This is a genomic window from Trichlorobacter thiogenes (assembly GCF_900167465.1).
Lineage (GTDB): Bacteria > Desulfobacterota > Desulfuromonadia > Geobacterales > Pseudopelobacteraceae > Trichlorobacter > Trichlorobacter thiogenes.
Genome location: NZ_FUWR01000009.1, coordinates 118,438 through 139,582 on the forward strand (window position 1 = coordinate 118,438; position 21,145 = coordinate 139,582).

A 21,145-nucleotide genomic window follows, 5' to 3' on the forward strand; every position below is an offset into this window, starting at 1 on the left:
CTAACTGTCTGATATTGAAGACCTGTTTTGGTATTGTTGAGTTGGTTGGTTTTTTGTTGTCTTATTTTGAGACAAGCGTTATGGTTCAGCTACAAGCAGCGCATCTCCCGCTTTTGTTGGAGGTCAGTGTCTATGGCTCCTCACCGGAAAATTGTATGCTCTCTGCTGGATGATTCAGGAGAAACGGTTGGCCGTGCAGAGATTATCCAACAGTTTCCTGCCCTGATCTGGCACTCAGGGCAGGATGCCCGTTGTGATTACTTTAACCAGACCTGGCTGCTTTTTACCGGTCGGACGCTGGAACAGGAGTTGGGCGATGGTTGGACGGAGGGAGTCCATCCTGAAGACCTGGCCGGGTGTCTTAAAACCTATCTGGACGCGTTTGAGGCCAGACAGCCGTTTACTATGGAGTATCGGCTGCGCTTTCATGATGGTTCTTATCGCTGGATTATGGATCACGGTTCCCCTCACTATGCCATTGACGGCTGCTTTTGCGGCTATATCGGCAGTTGTTATGATAGTACCCGTCAGAAAGAGATGGAATGTACGCTTCGTAATAACCAGACGGCACTGGAACAGCAGGTTGAACAGTGCAATAGTGCCCTGCAGCGGAGTCATGACCTGCTTAACAACATCTCCCGGCAGGTTCCAGGCGGGATCTACCAGTTTCAACTTTTCTCCGATGGTCACTACAGTATCCCCTATGCAAGCCAATCCATTCTTGATCTGTTTGAGGCGCAGCCGGAAGAGTTACAGTCTGATGCCGCGCCTGTTTTTAATAAAATTGTTGCTGAAGATCTGGCCGGTCTGATGGCATCAATTCAGGAATCAGCTGAAACCCTTAACCCATGGCACCATGAATTTCGAGCTGCTATCCCTTCCAAAGGTGTTCGCTGGTTTCAGGGGAACTCCCGGCCCCAGCGCCAGTTGGACAACAGCGTAATCTGGTATGGTTTTGTTACTGACTGTACCGAACGTAAGGAGCTTGAGCATCAGCTGGCTGAAGCGCGGCGCCTAGAATCCATCGGCCAGCTCGCCGCTGGTGTGGCCCATGAGGTCAGAAATCCGTTGAATGCTATTTTGACCGTAACAGAGGCTCTTTTCAGGGAGGAAGGCGTTGAAGGTAACCAGACGTTGATCCCCTACATTGAGCATATTCGTTCACAGGTTACCCGTCTGGCTCGCTTGATGAATGATCTGCTGGATCTGGGGCGTCGTCTGCCGGAGGATAATCTGGTGCCGCTCCTGCTCCCGGAATTCTGCCGTCAGACCGTGCAACTGTGGCAGCGGAGCAATCAGACGGTCGACCGTACATTTGATTTGGAGATCCCGCCGATACTGGAAAAAGTTATGGTTCGTGCCGATATTGATCGATTACAGCAGGTGCTTTTGAATCTGCTGGATAATGCCGGGCAGCACAGCCTGTCAGCCAGTGCCATCAGGCTCGTACTGGAAACGCCTCAATCAGATCTTGCCGGCGGGCAGATACTGCTCCGGGTGGTTGACCACGGCAGCGGGATCGCTCCAGAGTTATTAGAACGGGTCTTTGAACCGTTTTTTACTACCCGCCGGGGAGGGACCGGGTTGGGGTTGGCCTTGGTGAAGCAATTTGTTGAACAGATGGGAGGGGTGGTGCAGATCTGCAACAATTATCCTGAGCCGGGCTGTACGGTTACGCTGCAGCTGCCACAGGTCTCTGAGGAGTGCCTGTCATGAAACCACAGATTTTATTGATTGAAGACTGTGCTGTTACCCGCTTCGGGGTAGTGCGCTATTTCTCAAAAGACGGTTACCAGATCAGCGAGGCAGGATCACTGGCCGAGGCGGCCAGGCTGATGGTGGAGAAACGTTTTGATCTGATTATCATTGATATCAACCTGCCTGACGGTAATGGTCTTGATTTCATCAGCGCTGAACGGGAAGCCCAGAATCTGGTGCCGATTATTGTGGTGACCGGTGCCGGAGATATCCCCCTGGCGGTTGAGGCGATGCAGCGTGGCGCTGATAACTTTTTGACCAAGCCACTTGATATGCCGACTCTTTCAATCTCAGTGGCTAAATCGCTTGAACTGGGAAAGCTTAAGCGACAGTCCGTTGCCCGCAAGCGACTGGAAAAACAACAGGGTATTTTTTTCGGTGTCGGCCCAGAGATGCAGGAGGTGCAACAGATCGCCAGAGTGGCTGCTGATAATGGCCATCCGGTGCTGATCACCGGTGAAACCGGCACCGGCAAGGGGATGCTGGCCAAGTGGGTTCATCAACAGGGCTCGCGTGCTCCCTATGAATTTGTGGAATTGAACTGCTCAAGTCTGCGTGGTGAGATGTTGGCACGGGAGCTTTTCGGTACCCAGCGGGGGGCCTATACCTCGGCTGATCAGGACCGTCGTGGCCTGGTTGATATTGCTGATCACGGCAGTCTGTTTCTTGATGAAATCGGTGATATGAGCAGTGAAGTGCAGGCCCAGTTCCTGAAGCTGCTTGAGGACAAGACCTATCGACGGCTGGGGGATGTTAAACTCCAAAAAAGTGACTTCCGTCTGATCTGCGCCACCCACCGGGATTTAAATGCGCTTAGTGCAGAAGGGGTTTTCAGGCAGGATCTGTTTTACCGGATAAATCTGATCCATATCCATCTCCCCCCCCTTAGAGAGCGTCGGGATGACCTGATGGCTATCATCACGTACCTGCTTGCCCAGCTGGGATCGACTGAGCAGCTGTTGACCGATGAGGTCCGTGATCTGCTGCTTTCCTATGACTGGCCCGGCAATATCCGTGAAATGCGTAATGTTCTGGAACGTGCCTTGCTGCTGACACCGCCGGGCGGTATGCTGCGGCAGTCTTTATTTTCCTGCATAAACGGTGGACAGCGGTTGCCCCAAATCCCTCTGTCGGTTGAACCGCAGACCGTGCAACAGGTTGAGACAGCCCATATTCAAGCGGTACTTGCCCAGCACGGCGGCAATGTGGACAAGGCTGCCAAGGCATTAAACCTTTCTCGCGCTACCCTCTATCGTCGCCTCAAACAGCTGAACCAACCCACCCCCTGATTTCTTTGACGCCCTGTCTCAATATGAGACGGGGCGTCTCACTCTGTTTGTTGTACAGAAGCACAAATAAATTGGCTGCACCTCTATCTTGCCTGTTTTCTTCATATTTATTGAAGTTGTACCTGCGGCACGCTTCTTGATTATTCCCTCTGCATGTCACTCTCTCCTTCACATGCCTGCTGTCAGCATGGCTGCAACTGCAACCGGGTACTGATCGTCGATGACGAGCCGGGTATTCTGTTTGCCTATCGTAAGCTGTTGGAACAGCAAGGGATGATTGTCGATAGTTGCGATTGTCTGTGTGAGGCACTTGAGTATCTGGAAAAGCATAACTACCTGGCTGTAGTTGCAGATATGCGCTTGCAGGGCGTTGATTCCAGAGATGGTCTTGATCTGGTGCGTGAAGTGCGCAGGCGGCAGCCTGCAGCCGGTGTCATTGTGGCATCCGGTACCAGCGACCAACAGACGCGTCAGTCGGTGTCTGATCTGGGGATTCATCATTACCTTGAAAAGCCGGTCCAGCCCGCAGTGATCCTTGATCTGTTGATTCAGCTTCGGGAGTCTACCAATGGCCTCTCCCCTGTATTGATCACGTAGTTGTTAGAGCCACCCCAATGAAAGGATTGTCCGTTATGAAACTACTGTTCGTTCTGCTTATCCTGCTTGGTGCTACACCAGTCCTTGCTGCTGGTCCACCTGAGACCGAAGCACAAAAGACTTTCTATGCCATTGGCCAGACAGTATCGCGTCAGCTGGCGGTTTTCGGCCTCAGCCCGGAGGAGTTTCAGTATGTCCTGTTGGGTCTGACCGACGCCCAGTCCGGGAAAAAGGCCGCCATCGATGCCTCTGCCTATACGCTTAAGGTGCAGGAACTGGCCCGCGATCGCCGCAAGGCACTGGGAGCCCGCCTTGCTCCACTGGGCGACCAGACCTTGTCAAAGGCGGCAAAAGAACCGGGAGCCGTCAAGACAGCCTCCGGTATGGTGTACCAGTCGCTGAAAGAGGGTACAGGGGCCAGTCCGCTTGAATCCGACACCGTCAGAGTCCACTACCGTGGCACCCTTGTGGACGGTAAGGAGTTTGACAGCTCCTACAAGAGGGGCAAGCCGCTGGATCTGAAGCTGTCAGGTGTCATCAAGTGTTGGACTGAAGGGGTACAGAAGATGAAGGTTGGCGGTAAGGCCAAGCTGATCTGTCCTCCGGCTCTGGCCTACGCTGAGTCTGGGGCCGGCGAGGCGATTCCGCCCCAATCGACACTTCTGTTTGATATTGAACTGCTTGAAATAGTTAAAAAGTAATCCACAAGGAGCTACTTCCATGAACCGACTGCTTCGATTGATTCTGCCAATCCTGTTGCTTACTGTCTGCTACGGCCTGCCTGATCCGGCTGCCGCTGCCGGCAAGACCTACCAGCGCACCCAGGAACAGTATCAACTGCCGGATGTGACCCTGATTAACCAGAACGGCAAACGGGTCCGCCTGAAGAGCATTGTTGATACGAACAAACCGGTGGTTGTTGACTTTATCTTTGGTACCTGCACCACCATCTGCCCGGTGCTTTCAGCGGGATTCATCAATCTGCAGAATCGCCTGGGGGCAGACACCCAGAAGGTTCAGCTGGTCTCCATCACCATCGACCCGGAGAATGATACCCCCAAGGTGATGCAGGAATATCTCAAACGCTACCGGGCCAAGCCGGGCTGGGATTTCTACACCGGCAGTCGCAAGGATATTGACCTGGTGATGCGCTCCTTCGGGGCCTACATCCCTAACAAGATGTCTCACTATGCGATTACCTTCATCCATCAGCCCAAAAGTCCTCACTGGATCAGGTTGTACGGCATCCTGAGCAGTTCTGAATTTCTTGAGGAAGTAAGGAAGGTGGGGATATGAGACGCCTGACTGCGACTATCTGGTTGCTGTTTCTAATGCTGATGGGTACGGCGTCGGTGCTGTCGGCAGCTGATACCAAACCGGCAGATCTGCTTGCTGACCTGACACCTGCAGACATTCATCGGCTGGGTGAGCGTATGTACCGTCAGGGGTTGCTGTCTGATGGTACACCGTTGCGCGGATTTATCAGGGGCGACGTGCCGGTGGACAGCACCGTCTTCTCCTGTGCCAACTGCCACACCCGCAGCGGGCTTGGTGCCATTGAAGGGCAGGTGGCTGCCCCGCCGGTTAACGGGCCTAATCTGTTTAAACCGCGCTATCTGTATGCCGACTTTGTCAAAAATACCATCTCGGCCAGCAGAGGCAAGACTCGCCCGGCCACAGCGATCCGCCCGGCCTATACCGATGAAACCCTGGCAGCAGCCCTGCTGGCAGGGGTAAGCGCCACCGGACGGGATTTCCTGCCGGTTATGCCCCGCTATAACATGGGGGATCGGGACATGCAGATCCTGATCAGCTACCTGAAAAATCTTTCAGCCCAGGTCTCTCCCGGTATCACCGATACCACCATGCACCTGGCCACCATTGTTACCGATGATGTCAGCGCCACCGACCGTGCCGCTATGCTGGCACCGTTAGAGACGTTGGTCCATATCAACGAACAGCGCAAGACCCAGCGCCAGGATCAGCGTTTTGCCAAGATGTTTCGGATGCTTGATAACGCCTATTACCGCGATCTCTCCATCAGTACCTGGGAGCTGAAAGGCCCGGCACACACCTGGGCTGCCCAGCTTGAGGCCTACTATCAGAAAGAACCGGTCTTCGCAATCGTAAGCGGTATTTCAAACCAGTCATGGCAACCGATTCATGACTTCTGCGAAAAACGCCAGATACCCAACCTCTTTCCCGTCACCGATCTGCCGGTTATCAGCAGTGAGGATTGGTACACCATGTATGCCTCAAAGGGTTATCACGGTGAAGGGGAAACCGTAGCACGGTATATTGCGTCTCACGATGATTCGACCGCAAAAAGGATAATTTTGCAGATTGTAGTGCAAAGCGAACAGGGCAAGGCGCTTGCCGCAGGTTTTGATGCTGCCTGGAAGGACGTGGGAAACCCTGGCAGTGTTAAAACCGTCACCTTTCAAACCGCTGCAGTTCCCGATGCCAAGCAGCTAAAGGCACTCTTTGCAACCCACAAACCGACGGACGTATTGATCTGGGGAGGTGAGCCGCTTCTGAACCCGATCAAACAGTTATCCGGGGTGAAGAAAATGCCCCGGCTGTACCTTTCCGGTCGCGCCCTGGAGAAAAAACTGAATGATCTGCCTGAAACACTGCGGGAGAAGATCTTCATTACTTATCCATTCCGCTTGCCTGAGGATGAAAAGGCCTATCGCGGTTTTGCCGATGTGCTGTTGATGAGTAAACAAAAGGTGAAAGACGACAAGCGGATCACCTCTCGTACGTTCTCAGCAGTGCATATGCTTTTGCTGGGGCTCAAAGAGATAAAGCTTGATTTTTACCGCGACACGTTGCTGGACCAGGTCAGTATGCGGACAGATCAGTATCTGCCTGACTTTGAGCGTTACAGTTTCGGCCCCGGACAACGCTATGCCTCCAAGGGCTGCTATGTTGTCCAGCTTGGATCTGGTTCAAAACCGCGCTTGGTCAAACGTAGTGACTGGGTGGTGTTTTAAAGGCCTGTCTCATCCTTCTGTAATCTGAAACAGGTTGTCTCAATCTGACACTGCAAGGTTGGTAGATGATGAGACTTAATGGATAAAATTCTTGTCATTATGGTGTGTTAGTAAAAAAGATACTTTTGGTATTAACTGTGCACATTAGAGGTTGTGTAGCGATGTAGTCAATAAAGGCACATTTTTAGCCGTGGTACTCAGGCTAACTAACATCTGCGCAGTAAAAAGGAGAGAACATATGGGATACCGTGGCGTTTCAACCAGCATTCTTCTGTTTCTGATGGTTTTGTTGACCCTGCCGGTGGCAGCGTTGGCTCGTCAGGATGGGCCTAATCCCCACAAGTCCGCCCCCAAAAAACGTATCACTGATGAAATGAGGCAGGAGGCTGCCGATGCCCGCAAGGGTGTCTCTCCCGAGGCACGCAAGGCGGCCAAGGCCAGTAAAGCCAAGAAAGTCAAGCATCCGGTTGCCGGCCAATCTGCCGGGTCCCCGGTTCGATAAAGCGTAGTTTTGGACATGAACAGCTATCAAGGAGGTCTGGTATGAAACGTAGATACGGCAGTTTATATGCAATGGTAGCGCTGGCCATTGCGCTGCTGGTGGGGATGGCAGGCATGGGATACGCCACGCCGGCCTATGTGCCCCCTGGCAAAGATCCAGCGAATTATCCGGGGGCAGCTGCTACGCCTTTCTTTGACAACGGTTATCTGGTCCCGGACCTCTTTGGCAGCACGCCAAACTGGAACCTGAGCCCGTCACTGACCAAGTTTGTGAATGAACTGGCCCCGCTGGGATGTTCGACAACCAATAACATTGGTCAGTGTCTGCCGGTAGCGGTACCGGATATTGTGACCTATCCCGGTTCAGACTATTACGAGATAGAGTTGAACCAGTACACGGAGAAGTTGCACACTGAGCTGGGTCCAACCACCCTGCGCGGGTATCGCCAGACCAACAACGGCACCGCCGGCGGTTGTACTGATCCGTCGCTTAATCAGGCCAATCCCTGCACGTCGTCAAACAACACGGTTGCCCCACCCGCAGCCTTCCATTTTCTGGGTCCGATCATTGTTGCCCAGAAAGACCGTCCGGTACGGGTCAAGCTGACCAATAATCTGCCCGGCGGCACCGCTGGGAACCTGTTTGTGCCGGTTGATACGACTATCATGGGTTCCGGGCGAGGCCCACTTAAGGCAGATGGCACCGCCTGTTCCTTTGTTGATGTCCCCGGTGTCACCACCCCCTTTAAGGAAAACGGCCCTGACTGCGCCAGTTATCCCCAGAACCGCGCTGAAATCCACCTGCATGGCGGTTTAAGCCCCTGGATCAGTGATGGTACCCCTCACCAGTGGATTACCCCTGCTGCTGAAGTTACCCCCTTCAAACGAGGCGCAAGTACTCAGAACGTGCCGGATATGCCTGATCCTGGCGACGGTGCGGTGACCTACTATTACACCAACCAGCAGAGCGCCCGGTTGCTGTTCTACCATGACCACGCCGTTGGTCTGACCCGGCTGAACGTCTACGCTGGTGAGGTGGCTGGTTATCTGATCCGTGATGCCGTTGAACAGGATCTGGTGACCCGGGGCATCATCCCGGCGGATGAAATTCCATTGATCGTCATGGATAAAAACTTTGTTGATCCTGCTACTATTGGCCAACTGGATCCCACCTGGGCCTGGGGAACAGGCGCAGACAACGGCAATGGCACCAGGGCACCGGTCAGTGGCGACCTCTGGTGGCCCCATGTCTACATGCCTGCGGAAAACCCTGCGGATGTCACCGGTGTTAACCCGATGGGGCGCTGGGTCTATGGACTCTGGTTCTGGCCCCCCACAACCGGCATACCGTATCAGCTGACGAGCAATCCGTACTACGATCCAGCCTGTGAGGCTGGCCCGACTGCCCCCGGTTGTGTGACGGAGCATGCCTTTGAACCACCCAATATGCCCAAGACCCCCAATCCTTCCTGGGTGGCAGAGGCATTCATGGATACCATGCTGGTCAACGGTACTGCCTATCCCACCTTGACGGTCGATCCCAAGGCCTATCGTTTCAGAATCCTGAACGGAGCCCATGACCGTTTCCTTAACCTGCAGCTGTATGAGGCAACCACGACAATCAAGCAGTGCAGTATTACAAATGGCGGCAGCGGCTTTGCCGTGGGTGACCTGATCACCTTCCAGGGTGGCCACCGTGCAATCGACAGCACCCATAAGTACCCCCAGGATGCCGAGGCGTCGGTTGTTGCAGTCGATGGCAGCGGCGCTATCACTGAAATCAGAATGGACAACTATGGTTCACACTACCAGGCAACACCACCAAGTATACTGACTGATGGTGCCGGTGTGGGCGCTGCCTTTACCTGTACCCTGCAGTCAGACACTGAAGTGGCCATGGCACCGGCAATTAACTATCCTGAATATGCACCGCTTAATAAACCGTACTCCCCCAATGACAGTCGCGATGGTGGTGTGCCAGACCCAACCACAAAAGGACCCAGCTGGATTCAGATCGGGAATGAAAGTGGTTTTCTGCCTAAACCGGCAGTATTGCCAAACTACCCGGTTACGTTTTTGCTGGACCCTACCCAGTTTAACGTAGGCAACGTAGTGGACGGAACCCTGCGGATGGGGCCGGCAGAGCGTGCAGATGTTATCATTGATTTCTGTCAGTATGCCGGTAAGACCCTGATTCTGTATAACGATGCTCCGGCCGCCTATCCAGCTGCAGTATCAAATAATGATTATTACACCGGTTCCCCTGATCTTAGGGACGCTGGTGGACATGCCGGTGTTGTGCCGGGCATGAGCCCCAACACCCGCACTGTAATGCAGATTAAGGTGAATGCAGGATCGTGCAGTTCTTCTTTTGATCTTGCTACACTGCAGAATGAGTTTACCTCAACTGCCGCTGGTGGCAGCGTGTTTGCTAAATCCCAGGAACCGCTTATTGTTGGGCAATCCTACTATAATGATGTCTACGGGGTTACCTTCCCCGGGGCACCTCCCACTTGGGGGCTTTCAGAAATAGGTGACAACTATCTCAGCTATTTTGACACGACAACCATTGCGAACGGGACAGGTGTGCCAGCTGTAACACCGATGCAGCCCAAGGCGATTCATGATGAAATGGGTGCCGTCTATGATGAATACGGTCGGATGAGTGCCCGCCTGGGGATAGAGGTGCCGCTGTCCAACAACCTGAACCAGACCTTTGTTATGCAGGGGTATATTGATCCTCCGACTGAGGTTGTTGATGATGGTCAGGTGCAGATCTGGAAAATCACCCATAACGGTGTGGACACGCACCCGATGCACTTCCACCTCTTTGATGTGCAGGTTATTAACCGGGTTGGCTGGGATGGTTTCAAACGTCTGCCTGATGACAACGAGCGGGGCTGGAAAGAAACCCTGCGGGTAAGTCCGTTGGAGGACACCATTGTTGCCCTGCGGCCACGTGCGCCCAAGACCCCCTTTGGTCTGCCCAACAGTATTCGTAAGCTGGCTCCGGCATTGCCCGATGGTACCACCCAGGGCTTCACCAACCTGCAGACCAGCGGACCACAAACCGGCCAGTCCAAGAATCCGTTGGATACCAACGTGGCTTACAACTTTGGTGACGAATATGTCTGGCATTGTCATATCCTTTCCCACGAAGAACAGGATATGATGCGTCCGATTCGATTCAATACCACCAAAACCACGCCGGACGCCCCCAGCGGGTTAAGCGGCAATAACGCCGCCGGCACCATAACGCTAAACTGGGTAGATCCGACACCGCTCAGTGCCTACAGCCCCACGGCTGCCAGCAACCCAAAAAATGAGATCGGGTTTGAAGTAGAGCGCTGTGCCGGAAGCAACTGCACCAACTTTGCACCGGTTGGCACAGCTCTGGCTAATGCAACCACCTATCAGGACATGGCAACCAGTGACAGCTCCACCTATCGCTATCGGGTAATGGCGTATAATGCTGCTGGCACTTCTGCAGCCTCTAATATCGCTTCAGTTTCCATTGCAGCTGTCAACGGAGTCTGCGGCAGTGCCAATGGTCAGAACCTTTCTGCAGTACCGACTACCGGCCTTTGCACCACCGGTGCAGCATCCGCTGTAGTCAACACCAACGGCAGCCTTAGTTGGACCTGTGCCGGTATTAACGGCGGCAGCTCATCTGGAACCTGTACCGCAAGCATTCCAACCTATGTCGTTAGTTTTGCAGCAACAGCCGGTGGCACCGTACAGGGGACGACCCCCCAGACTGTTACCTATAACTTAAGTGCAACTACGGTGACGGCAGTACCTGACCCCGGTTATCAGTTTGTTAACTGGACAATCGGTGGCATACCGGCAGGCACGAACCCTGTCCTGACCGTAACCAACGTCTTGTCAACCCTGGCCTACACCGCAAACTTTGCCCCGCTGTCAGGAGGCTATGTCTTGATTTTCAAATCGGGCCTGGGTGGAACCGTCAGCGGCACTACGCCACAGCAGGTACAGGCAACCGCAACAGCAACCACCGTAACGGCAGTTGCCAACAGTGGTGTCAGCTTCCTTAACTGGACTGATGATTTAGGCAACATAGTCAGCACATTACCGGACCTGACCATTGTGAATCCGGTTGCAGCCCGCACCTATACGGCCAACTTCGGCTTCCTTGTTTCGCTGGGTAACTGCATTAGCGGTCCTGCTCAGGTTGTGGCAGGTTCCATACCGCCGCCAACCTACACCTTCGGGGCTGCAGGATTTGACCTGGTGGCTGCATACCTGAACGGTAACCTGATTACCACGACAGCTGGCAGTTACAGCTTCCCGGCCGGTTTGAACAGTGACCAGGTCCTGACTGCAACCTACACACTTAACCCGGTGGGTACCGCTGCACCAATTCACTTAATCAACGGTGCCAGCACCATCAACCAGACCGTGCTGCAGACCGCGTATGGCAACGCTGCAACAGGCAACACCCTGCAGATGAAAGCGGTTACATTGGGTGGTCTGACTGCCAACAGAAATATTACGCTAACCCTGAAGGGCGGTTACAATAATGCCTACAATGCCAACTGTGGTTACAGTACACTGCAGGGTGGGCTGACCGTGCGGCAGGGTAAAATAGTAGCTGATAACATTATCATCAAATAGGAACTGCCCCGGCAGGGTCGCCTGAAAGGACCCTGCCGGGGGAAAAATACTAACTAATGTAAGAGTTGTAAGGTAATTGTAAGGTCTTTTGATGTAAATGGCTTAACAGCAGCAGGTACTAAAGCGGGGTGATGGAAAAATATTAGACGGCAGGGCTTGACATTTTCCGTGTACGCGGTATAAAAATTCAATCTTACAAGATATGGTTTTTAAGTGGCTAAAATAGCAGGCTTACTCACATGAGAGAGGAGAAGTAACAATGAAAAAGACAAGATCAATGGTAATGGGTGCAGCAGTACTGGCAGCCTTGGCGCTGCCGATGGTGGCAGGGGCAGCGAATAAGTTGGTGGTAAACGGTACGGATGGTACAACACCGAAGATGGTTGTGACGGATACGGGATATGTTGGGGTGGGGACTAGTGCTCCTGGCTCTAGTATTACTGTGACAGGCGCTGTTGCCCGTGATGCACAGTTGTATATGCAGCAAAATAGTCCTACTGCTCTGGCTCTTGGAGCTTCAGGTGCAGGTCTATTGCTGCATTATAATCAAAATAGTGGTCTTCCACCTGCAGGTACACGGTTAGGATATATCCTGTTTGGAGGTATGGATGGAGCTACACAGAAGAACCCTGCTGGTATAGTTGGTTATTCTGAAGGGACATGGGCCTCCGGTGGTGTAACGGGTGCTGGATTCTATTTTGCAACAACTGCAGCAGACTCAACTTCGAGATTAGAGCGTCTTAGAATTGCTGGCGATGGTCGCATTCGTTTGTCTAATCAGCCTGCAGCTCCTGCCAATAACGCAACTTGTACCGCTGGAGACCTCGTTCTTGATGCTGCGAACGCCTATCTTTATTTGTGTACTGCTACAAACACTTGGAAAAGAATGAGCTTTACTGCTTATTAAGCTTGTGAAGATATTTTAAAGTGCTTGAAATTAAGGCGACTGCAATACAAATTGTAGTCGCCTTAATATATTTTGCGAGGTGTTTAACAGGATGGAGAATAAAAACTGTGGTATAATCTACGTTGCAACGGGGCAGAAATATATTGATGAAGCTCTTTTTTCAGCGCATTCAGCTAAATCAGTTATGCCAGATATTGGCATAACTCTTTACAGTGATAAAGTACCACTGGACGTTGATTTAAGTTGTTTTGATAACATTTGTTTGCTTAATGATCCTAGCTATTCCTATATAGATAAAATAAAACCGTTGCTACAGTCACCTTATGAAAATACTATTTTTTTAGATACTGATACATATTTAATAGATAGCGTGTATGAAATATTTGAATTGTTATCTAAATATAATTTAGCTTATGCTCATTCGCCCGTTCGAGTAAGCCCTTGGGTTGTTGATTTGGGTATTCCCGCATGTTTTCCTGAAGCTAATACAGGAGTAATAGCTTTTAAAAAATGTAATGATATAAATATATTGTTTGAGTCATGGCTTGGCATATACAAAGAACAACTATCTATGGTCAGTCCTCCAAATCATGATCAACCATCATTTAGGTTAGCACTTTATCAATCCAATATACTCCATACTGTTTTGCCACCCGAGTACAATTTACGAACCATAGTTCCTTGTTCAAAAGGCAAGGCAAAAGTAAAAATTCTACATGGACGTCAACCAAGTTTAGGAAGGGCGATTTTAGAAGTAAATAATTGTGATGCTATATCTATTTTTGACTTTAGATGATATTTTAAAAGAATTAAGGATAATAATTGAATTATGTTTAAGAGACAATACTCTGAGATTGATTCTGCAAATAGTCTTAATGAGTTGATTAGTCATGATGGTGTTTTTTTTGTAATTTGTATTTATAAAACGATATTGGGAAGAATACCTGATTACGATGGTTTAGTATTTTATCTTAATAGATTACAGCAAGGTGTAGAAAAAATCGAAATAATCCGTCAAGTGTATTTTAGTAAAGAGGCTCGTAGCCGTTCGGCCTCTCTGCCAGGTCTGACTACAGCTATAGTTAAACGCCGCCTATCTCGTTTTTTGCCTTTTATTTTTCCATTCCGCAAAGAATATTCTGAAAATTTTGAAAAATTATCAGAAAATAAGTCATGGAAAGCTGTTGTTCTTAATTTTACAGGCGATAGAGCTAACTGGGGCTGCCAAGCAACAAGCTGGGAACTGATAAAATATATATACGAAGTCTTTGGGTCTCAAGTGGCTATGCCCTTGGAGGTTGTTCCCCTTTTTCCAAGAGGGCAGATTGATTTTGAGCTTAACCAAAAATATGGCGTTGCAGTTGAATCAGTGCTTGCAAAACTTCAGCCAACTGATGATGAAATTAGGTTGCTTTTAGATGTGGCAGATCAACGCTATGCTCATTACTTAGATAAAATTATAAATTCAGATGTTGTGTTTTTTCAAGCTGAAGGCACACTTACTGGCAGTGATATGGTGCATGGCTGGCGTCTATTATTGTTGCCCTACATCGCTAAAAAAATATTTGGTAAAATAGTTATTTCATTAAATCAGACTTTTTTTTGGAAAAATACGGTTGTTGACGATTTTGTCTTAAATGTGTTCCGAAGCTTTGACTTAGTGGCCGTTAGAGAAGTAGCTTCTCTTGCCTATCTCCGTTCTATTGGTTTTTCTAATGCTTATCTGATTCCTGATGCCGCTTTTTTAACACGTGCAGTTTTAGCGGGTGACGGGCTTCCATCTTTGGATACTAATAAGCGCTACTTTGGCGTAACTGGATCGGCAGCGCTTCAATATTTCTCAATTGATACGATGCTTGAGATAGTTGAGAATGTTAAAAAGCGTTTCGGCTTGACACCATTATTTATCTGCTCTGCAGGTATGGATCTTGATTTAGCAAGACAAGCTCAAACACGGTGGGGAGAGAATGTAATAACTGTTGTTCCTAATGTCAGTTATCGCGCAGTTGCAGCAATTATACAGAAATGTGATTTTTTGCTTGGTGGCCGCTATCATATGGCAATCTTAGCTGCAACGGTTCGGACTCCGATTGTACTTTTACCCTCAAATACTCATAAAAACGAGGGTTTGTTGGCTTTGCTTAATTATCCACTGCTAGTCAGGCATATTGATGATTATGCTGGAATTATAGAGGACGTTGAGACTGTATTGAAATCGCCTGAGGTGTTTAAGGCGTTACTAGACGATGGTGTGAGAAACATCTTTAAATGGTTGGAGGCAGGTAAAGAACTTTTAAGGGATACGCTTAAACTTTCAAATGTATCTGAAAGTAGCTGCACAGAACTGCAGTTTAACAAATATATTTACTCAATGATCGTTGATGCTTACTCGTTTAATTATTACAAAAAAATAATTTCAAAACAGGCAGAAGGGTATAGCTATCCCGATACTCAAGACACCATTTTCCCTCCTTCTCCCCCGCTCTTCAGTATCATTTTTCCTCTCATTGTAAATCTCCGCAGAGGTGTAGAGGCGGAAGCCAGTATGATTTTATTTCGTCAAGCTGTAGAAGTATATATTGAGGAAGTTTGTAAGCAATTTGATACTCGCTGGCTTGTATCAATATGTGACACATTTGCTGAGTTTGGAGAGCCTGTCGAACGTCGAAATGCGTTTATGGTTTCAATGCTTGCAATTTTTGAGAAAGTTTCACAGACGTACGCCTATTGGAGACTTGGTTATCCTCAATCTCTTGCCCCAGCAACCCCGCTTGAACATAGAAAAATACCACTATGGGACGGAATGGATAGCTTTCACTTGGTTCATGGCGATGTAACCATTAATATGTTCAGACGATTGGAAAACTTGCTGTCAGAAACACCAAGCATAGAAAAAATATATAGGCGGGTTAGGGACGGAATAAAAGACGGAGAAACTATTCTTGGTGTTTTAAACAAACAACATAAACATGTTTTTGAAACGGATTATTCTTGGGTTCTTGGTGACGATTATTTAACGCTGCGGGAGTCAGGCGAAATCCCTTTGATCAAATACCAACATTTTATTGAAAATTCTAAGTAGGTTGAAAGGATAATTTGGTTAAAATTACGGGAAAAATAGGGGGACACCATACCTATTTATCTTGGCATGGTAAGGAAAAAATGAGGGATACCATTTATTCGTGACACATATCGTTCTTTCTTGTTTTGTTCTCTTGAAATGTTATACTAATATTTAATTTATTGTGGAGTGTGAGATGGCAACGGTTGCTTTGCGGGCGCTTGGCGGATCTGTCGTGATGGCTTTACCTAAACAGATTCTGAATATGCTGCACCTCTGTGCAGGCAGCCAGGTGGAAGTTAGTGTTGAGGGAGGCAGGTTGGTTGTCGAGCCAAAGACAAGACCTCAATACAAGCTTTCTGAGCTTTTGGCTCAGTGTACTGAGCAAAATATGGTAATCTCTGCTGAAGATCAGGTGTGGATTGACTCAAAACCGGTCGGTAAAGAGGTGCCATTATGAAGCGGGGCATCCCTGACAGGGGAGATATTCTGCATCTTGATCTTGATCCAACGTTGGGTAGAGAACAGCAAGGGCAACGTTTTGCGCTTGTTCTTACCGTCGCTGAATTTAATCGCTTTGGTTTGGCACTTGTTGCACCGATTACCCAGGGTGGGCAGTTTGCACGCGAAAATGGTTTTACCGTTTCAATGACCGGTGGAGGCGGAAAGACTCAAGGCGTTGTTCTCTGTAATCAAATCCGTATGTTGGATTTTAAACAACGTAGGGGTAAGGTTATTGAGGCAGCACCTGAGATGATTGTTGAAGACGCTCTGGCGAGGGTCAGGGCACTTTTGGATTAAAATGTATAAATAGCGGGGGCGTCAACACCATACCTGTTTGTTACTGATACGTCACGTTCCTGTTGCTAAATACTCCGCAACATCCTCCAACCCCAACGCCTTATAGCTGATTGTGTAGCCTTGAAACTCCATGCAGAGATTCCTGGCCTTTTGCTGCAGTTCTGCAAGATTTATTTTGTCTCTATTCAGCTTTATTTCGGCAACCACCAGTTCTTTGGTCAGGTCATTTGCAGCCACAAGGTCAATCTCATTTTTGTTGCCTCGCTCCCAGTATGATCCAATACGATTGTAGCTGCCGGTATGGGCAAACAGTTCATGGAAAAAACGCTCCAGTATCCTGCCTGCCCAGGTGGTGTAATCCCTATTTGCAATCTGTCGGATGTAGTCAAAGTTGCCGGTCTCAACCGCAGAAAGATTGCGGTAGATAAATCTGAACCAGAAGCTTAGAAAGTTGTCTCTTATGTAGTACTTCTGCAGTCTGCCTCCCGGCTTGGCGGTTATGGGGCGGTGTCGGTCGATCAGCACATATTCCCCTTCCAGTTTTGCCAGATAGGCGCCGCTATGGATCTCAAGCACTGATTCGATCTCACTTCTGGCGGTTTTACCGCTGGCTATCAGTTCCAGTATGGAAAAGTAGGTGCCGTAGTCTCTGCCAAACTCCTCAATCAGCAGGTTTTTGCCTTCATTCAGAAATGGGGAAAACGGTTTGAACATGAAGTCAAATAACTCTGTTCTGGGTAAAGCCTTGTTCTCTGCCAGTAGCTCAAGATACTTGGGCAGTCCTCCGGTAATGGCATAGACATCAAACAGAGTCTGAATATCAGGATGGTTATAATCGCTGGTTACTTCATGGATGGAGCGGATACTGAACGGCTTGAGAAACATGATCCGGTCAGCCCTGCCAAACAGCGGTTCTTTCTGATCCTGAAAGATGCGGTACATCAGTGAGTGGACTGAGCCGATGAAGATTACGTTCAGCTTGCAGGTGGCCTTATTACGATCCCAGATCCCTTGCAGTTCTGAATAGACTGCAGGGTTGATACTGAAGAACTCCTGAAACTCGTCAATGATCAGGGTTATCCGTTCAGTACGGGATAGCTCGATCAACAGCAGGAAGATATCTCTGAAGTGCCGTATTTCACCAACAACAGGCGGACTGAATAGACGCCTGATCTCTTCAAGATGTTCCTGACAGAGTAGGGCTTCTGCCTTTTTTGAAACAAACAGGTAGATATGCTTATGCTGTTTTGCTGACTCCAGGGCCATCACCGTCTTACCGACACGACGACGACCGGTAAGCACGGTCATACGTCCGCAATCTGCTGACTGTTCATATAAGGTGGCAAGCTCTGCCAGTTCATCTGTCCGGTTATAAAACTTCATGGGTACCACCCTAATTGAAATATAGTATTTGTGGTTACTGTAATGAATTGCTTGTGCTGCAGCAAGCTAAAACATATGCTATAACCAGAAAAAAGATGAGTAGATTGTGGCTGTCATTTGTAGGTAGGATCAGTTTGACGCTTGTCCTTTTATGGGGTATATATTCAGCTCTAATCGCTACTAATACGGCTTACAAGGATACTGTCTTGCAATCAATAGAATCTGTTGAACCCCAGTCGTTATCTCCTACTGCTGTACAGTCATTCAAGAAGCGCTTGCTTGGTTTTAATCGCCTGTTTTTGTTGACGGTTTTCCTGCCTACACTGTTTTCAATTATCTACTTTGGTTTTATTGCCTCCGATATTTACATTTCTGAATCGCGCTTTGTGATCCGTAGTCCTCAGAAACAAACCACCACTGGTTTAGGTGCTTTTCTCCAGGGGGCTGCCGGTTTTTCAAAATCCCAGGATGATACCTATACGGTGCATGATTTTATCTCTTCCCGCGATGCGCTGCAGCAGTTGAATGTTCAGTTCGCACTGACCACCCTCTATACAGATCCCAAAATTGACCGGTTCAGCCGCTTTGGAGGTTTTGACCCTGATTCCAGCTTTGAGGCGTTACACCGTTACTATCAAAAGCATATTATTGAAGTGAGTAATGACAGCTCTTCATCCATTACAACGCTTCGTACCAAGGCGTTTAACGCTGCTGATGCGCGTAAGATGAATACCAGCTTGCTTGAAATGAGTGAAAAGCTGGTAAACCAGCTGAATGAACGTGGTCGGCAGGATATGATCCGTTTTGCCCAGTCTGAAGTGGCTGCGGCTGAAGCAAAGTCTAGGGCTGCAGCACTGGCACTATCAGCTTATCGTGATAAAAAAGGGGTGTTTGACCCTGAAAAACAGTCTGCATTGCAGTTGCAGCAGATTTCAAAGCTGCAGGATGAGTTGATTGCTACCAAGACGCAGTTGGCACAGGTTCGCTCGGTTACTAAAAATAACCCTCAGCTAGCTGTGTTACAAAAACGTGCAGATGTGTTGCAGGCTGAAATTGCAACTGAAACGGCAAAGGTTGTAGGGGGCGATCGCTCCTTAAGTGGCCATGCCGCAGAGTATGAACGTCTTGCTCTTGAGCGGGGCTTTGCTGATAAACAACTTGCAGCGGCACTGGCATCGCTGGAGCAGGCCCGTAATGAGGCGCAGCGTAAGCAGTTGTATCTGGAGCGGATAGTGCAACCCAGTCTGCCGGATTATCCGGTTGAGCCAAGGCGTTTCCGGGCTATCCTGGCAACCTTCGCCGTGGGTATGATCTGTTGGGGGATTCTGACCATGCTGATTGCAGGGGTCAGGGAACATCATGATTAGGCAAGGATGAAGAACAAGGCGGAAGGATGAAGGCGGAACGCTGGAGGCTGGAGGCTGGAGGCTGGAGGCTGGAGGCTGGAGGCGCAAGGATGAAGGCAATGACAGAAGATATCCGCTGGAAGCAGCGCTTTAATAATTATCTTCGTGCATTTGAAACCTTACGTCGTGCTGTGGATTTAGCTCGTCAGCGTGGTTTGTCTGAGCTGGAGCAGCAAGGCTTAATTCAAGGCTTTGAGTTTACTCATGAACTGGCTTGGAACGTGTTGAAGGACTATCTTGAAGAAAACGGTATATCCGGGATTGTTGGTTCAAAGGGTGCCACTCGGGAGGCATTTAAAAACGGGTTGATCAGCGATGGCGAATCATGGATGGAAATGATCAAGTCACGCAATCTTAGTTCACACACCTATAATCCTGATACTGCTGAGGAAGTGGTTGGCAATATTCTGTTGCGCTTTTATCCCGCATTTGAACAGATGACTGCTACGTTTTCTGTCTTTGCCGGGCAGACGCGGGATGTTTAATGACACATGGGATTAGTGAAGAGATAGTTGAAAAGATATGTAACGTTCTTTCAAGGCACCCGTCCGTTGAAAAAGCGGTACTGTATGGGTCACGGGCAAAAGGAACTTTTAAGACTGGGTCAGACATTGATTTAAGCCTGCATGGTTCTACAATTACTTTGAATGAATTGGGTGACATTGACGCTGAATTGGATGATCTACTGCTTCCCTATACTTTTGATCTTTTGATATTTGACACTCTTAAACACGCAGATTTACGTGAGCATATAGTGAGGGTTGGCAAGATCTTCTATGAGCAAGGCAAGGATGAAGGATGAACCTCTGTGCGAGGCCGGTTAAATGTTTGTATTTCACAGAGACGCAGAGAATCACAGAGAACAGCACCAACGCGAAGAGGATTTAAGGTTTACCCCAATAACCAGGTTTTGATCTTAAAGATTTTCTCTGTATAACTCCGTGCCTCTGTGCGAGATTGGTTTAGAGGTCAGTATGTCAATAACCAGCGATCTGCTTTCCGATGTCCTAACCTCAGTCTCTGGCCTCGAACTTGCCGTTCTTATTGGTAGCCGGGCAAACGGTTCTGAGCATGCTGCCAGCGATTGGGATATCGCAGTCCAGTGGTCTCGAGATATGGGGTTTATGGAACAACTTGCTGCTACTGAGCAGCTTCGTAAAATCTTGTCATCAACACTTGGGGTTCCTGAACAATCAGTTGACCTGATAGACATGGTGAAGGTACGTTTGGCAATGCGTGCTGTGGTCGCAGAAGAAGGGGTTCCGCTTAAAGGGGGAGACAGTCTCGCGTGGCATCGCTTTTTGCAGCGCACATGGCGAGAGTTAGAAGAACAGTATTGGGAGCAAATCTATGCGGCTTGATCTCTATCAGAGTGAAACAGCTTTAATAGCGCAGGAACAAAGCAGCTTGCTGGATGAAGCTTCTGAACGATTGAGGGGTGGGGGTATTCTGTCCCGGCTAGAACAGAACGGTGTGCTGCATGCGTTGCAGGTGCTGATAGAAAACGCAGTGGGAAAGGCCAAACAACTTTTAAAAGCTTCTGGAAAGCAGGTGCCGTTGTCGGCATATGACAGTTTTGCCAGTCTGATGCAGCTTGGTGTTGTGTCAGAAACTGGTCTGCCGGCTTGGAATGCTGCCATAGGTCTCAGAAATCGTATTGTACATGATTACATGAATATTGACTTGCCTCGTGCGCTTGAGCTGGTAAAAAACAATCAGTATAAATTTATTACCGACTTTCTATTGAAGCCGATCACCATTGGTGAATAGTTCTGATCACGCGCCGTTAACTTGACAGGATGAGAAGTAAC

19 protein-coding genes are annotated in these 21,145 nt (G+C 49.1%); 18 read left to right on the forward strand and 1 reads right to left on the reverse strand.

Annotation, left to right across the window (positions count from 1 at the left end):
* Positions 1-132 precede the first annotated feature (132 nt).
* The 13 genes from B5D39_RS09470 to B5D39_RS09525 all read left to right on the forward strand — a co-directional run bounded on the left by B5D39_RS09470 (position 133) and on the right by B5D39_RS09525 (position 16,545).
* A complete protein-coding gene (locus B5D39_RS09470) occupies positions 133-1,716 on the forward strand; it encodes a PAS domain-containing sensor histidine kinase (protein WP_078790221.1) in 1,584 nt (527 codons plus the stop codon).
* Positions 1,713-3,047 (forward strand): sigma-54-dependent transcriptional regulator, encoded by a 1,335-nt coding sequence (locus B5D39_RS09475; RefSeq protein ID WP_078790222.1) that lies wholly within the window; start codon positions 1,713-1,715, stop codon positions 3,045-3,047. Before B5D39_RS09470 ends, B5D39_RS09475 begins: the two co-directional genes overlap by 4 nt.
* Positions 3,048-3,200: 153 nt before the next feature.
* Positions 3,201-3,644 carry a response regulator gene (locus tag B5D39_RS09480; RefSeq protein ID WP_078790223.1) on the forward strand — a complete coding sequence of 148 codons (444 nt, stop codon included), beginning with the start codon at positions 3,201-3,203 and terminating at the stop codon, positions 3,642-3,644.
* Positions 3,645-3,679: 35 nt separating this feature from the next.
* Entirely contained in the window at positions 3,680-4,345 is a 666-nt protein-coding gene (locus B5D39_RS09485) for an FKBP-type peptidyl-prolyl cis-trans isomerase (protein WP_078790224.1), read from the forward strand.
* Positions 4,346-4,364: 19 nt separating this feature from the next.
* Positions 4,365-4,940, forward strand: a complete 576-nt coding sequence (locus tag B5D39_RS09490) for an SCO family protein (protein WP_078790225.1) — start codon at positions 4,365-4,367, stop codon at positions 4,938-4,940.
* Positions 4,937-6,640, forward strand: a complete 1,704-nt coding sequence (locus B5D39_RS09495) for an ABC transporter substrate-binding protein (protein ID WP_078790226.1) — start codon at positions 4,937-4,939, stop codon at positions 6,638-6,640. Before B5D39_RS09490 ends, B5D39_RS09495 begins: the two co-directional genes overlap by 4 nt.
* 238 nt (positions 6,641-6,878) lie before the next feature.
* Positions 6,879-7,142, forward strand: a complete 264-nt coding sequence (locus B5D39_RS09500) for a hypothetical protein (RefSeq protein WP_078790227.1) — start codon at positions 6,879-6,881, stop codon at positions 7,140-7,142.
* A 41-nt stretch (positions 7,143-7,183) separates the two neighbouring features.
* Complete coding sequence (locus tag B5D39_RS09505; RefSeq protein WP_078790228.1) at positions 7,184-11,776, forward strand: InlB B-repeat-containing protein; 4,593 nt, start codon at positions 7,184-7,186, stop codon at positions 11,774-11,776.
* A 259-nt stretch (positions 11,777-12,035) separates the two neighbouring features.
* On the forward strand, positions 12,036-12,683 hold the full coding sequence (locus B5D39_RS09510; RefSeq protein ID WP_078790229.1) for a hypothetical protein: 648 nt from the start codon (positions 12,036-12,038) through the stop codon (positions 12,681-12,683).
* A 91-nt stretch (positions 12,684-12,774) separates the two neighbouring features.
* Positions 12,775-13,479, forward strand: coding sequence for a glycosyltransferase family protein (locus B5D39_RS16790; RefSeq protein WP_139366741.1), 705 nt, complete (start codon positions 12,775-12,777; stop codon positions 13,477-13,479).
* 33 nt (positions 13,480-13,512) lie between these two features.
* Positions 13,513-15,765, forward strand: a complete 2,253-nt coding sequence (locus B5D39_RS09515; RefSeq protein WP_078790230.1) for a polysaccharide pyruvyl transferase family protein — start codon at positions 13,513-13,515, stop codon at positions 15,763-15,765.
* 175 nt (positions 15,766-15,940) lie between these two features.
* Entirely contained in the window at positions 15,941-16,204 is a 264-nt protein-coding gene (locus B5D39_RS09520; RefSeq protein ID WP_078790231.1) for an AbrB/MazE/SpoVT family DNA-binding domain-containing protein, read from the forward strand.
* Positions 16,201-16,545: a type II toxin-antitoxin system ChpB family toxin gene (locus B5D39_RS09525; protein ID WP_078790232.1), complete on the forward strand. Its 345-nt coding sequence runs from the start codon at positions 16,201-16,203 to the stop codon at positions 16,543-16,545. The genes B5D39_RS09520 and B5D39_RS09525 overlap by 4 nt, the downstream gene beginning before the upstream one ends.
* 51 nt (positions 16,546-16,596) lie before the next feature.
* Here B5D39_RS09525 and B5D39_RS09530 read toward each other — a convergent pair whose 3' ends face one another.
* Positions 16,597-17,928 (reverse strand): ATP-binding protein, encoded by a 1,332-nt coding sequence (locus tag B5D39_RS09530; protein WP_078790233.1) that lies wholly within the window; start codon positions 17,926-17,928, stop codon positions 16,597-16,599.
* Between the two features lie 206 nt (positions 17,929-18,134).
* On the opposite strand from B5D39_RS09530, the gene B5D39_RS09535 reads away from it, so the two are divergent.
* The 5 genes from B5D39_RS09535 to hepT all read left to right on the forward strand — a co-directional run bounded on the left by B5D39_RS09535 (position 18,135) and on the right by hepT (position 21,104).
* Positions 18,135-19,295, forward strand: coding sequence for a KpsE/RkpR family capsule polysaccharide export protein (locus B5D39_RS09535; protein WP_208610570.1), 1,161 nt, complete (start codon positions 18,135-18,137; stop codon positions 19,293-19,295).
* Positions 19,296-19,384: 89 nt separating this feature from the next.
* Complete coding sequence (locus B5D39_RS09540; RefSeq protein WP_244161382.1) at positions 19,385-19,819, forward strand: nucleotidyltransferase substrate binding protein; 435 nt, start codon at positions 19,385-19,387, stop codon at positions 19,817-19,819.
* Complete coding sequence (locus tag B5D39_RS09545) at positions 19,819-20,136, forward strand: nucleotidyltransferase domain-containing protein (protein WP_078790234.1); 318 nt, start codon at positions 19,819-19,821, stop codon at positions 20,134-20,136. Before B5D39_RS09540 ends, B5D39_RS09545 begins: the two co-directional genes overlap by 1 nt.
* A gap of 172 nt (positions 20,137-20,308) precedes the next feature.
* Complete coding sequence (gene mntA / locus B5D39_RS09550; RefSeq protein WP_078790235.1) at positions 20,309-20,695, forward strand: type VII toxin-antitoxin system MntA family adenylyltransferase antitoxin; 387 nt, start codon at positions 20,309-20,311, stop codon at positions 20,693-20,695.
* Positions 20,685-21,104, forward strand: coding sequence for a type VII toxin-antitoxin system HepT family RNase toxin (gene hepT, locus B5D39_RS09555; RefSeq protein ID WP_078790236.1), 420 nt, complete (start codon positions 20,685-20,687; stop codon positions 21,102-21,104). Before mntA ends, hepT begins: the two co-directional genes overlap by 11 nt.
* Positions 21,105-21,145 lie beyond the last annotated feature (41 nt).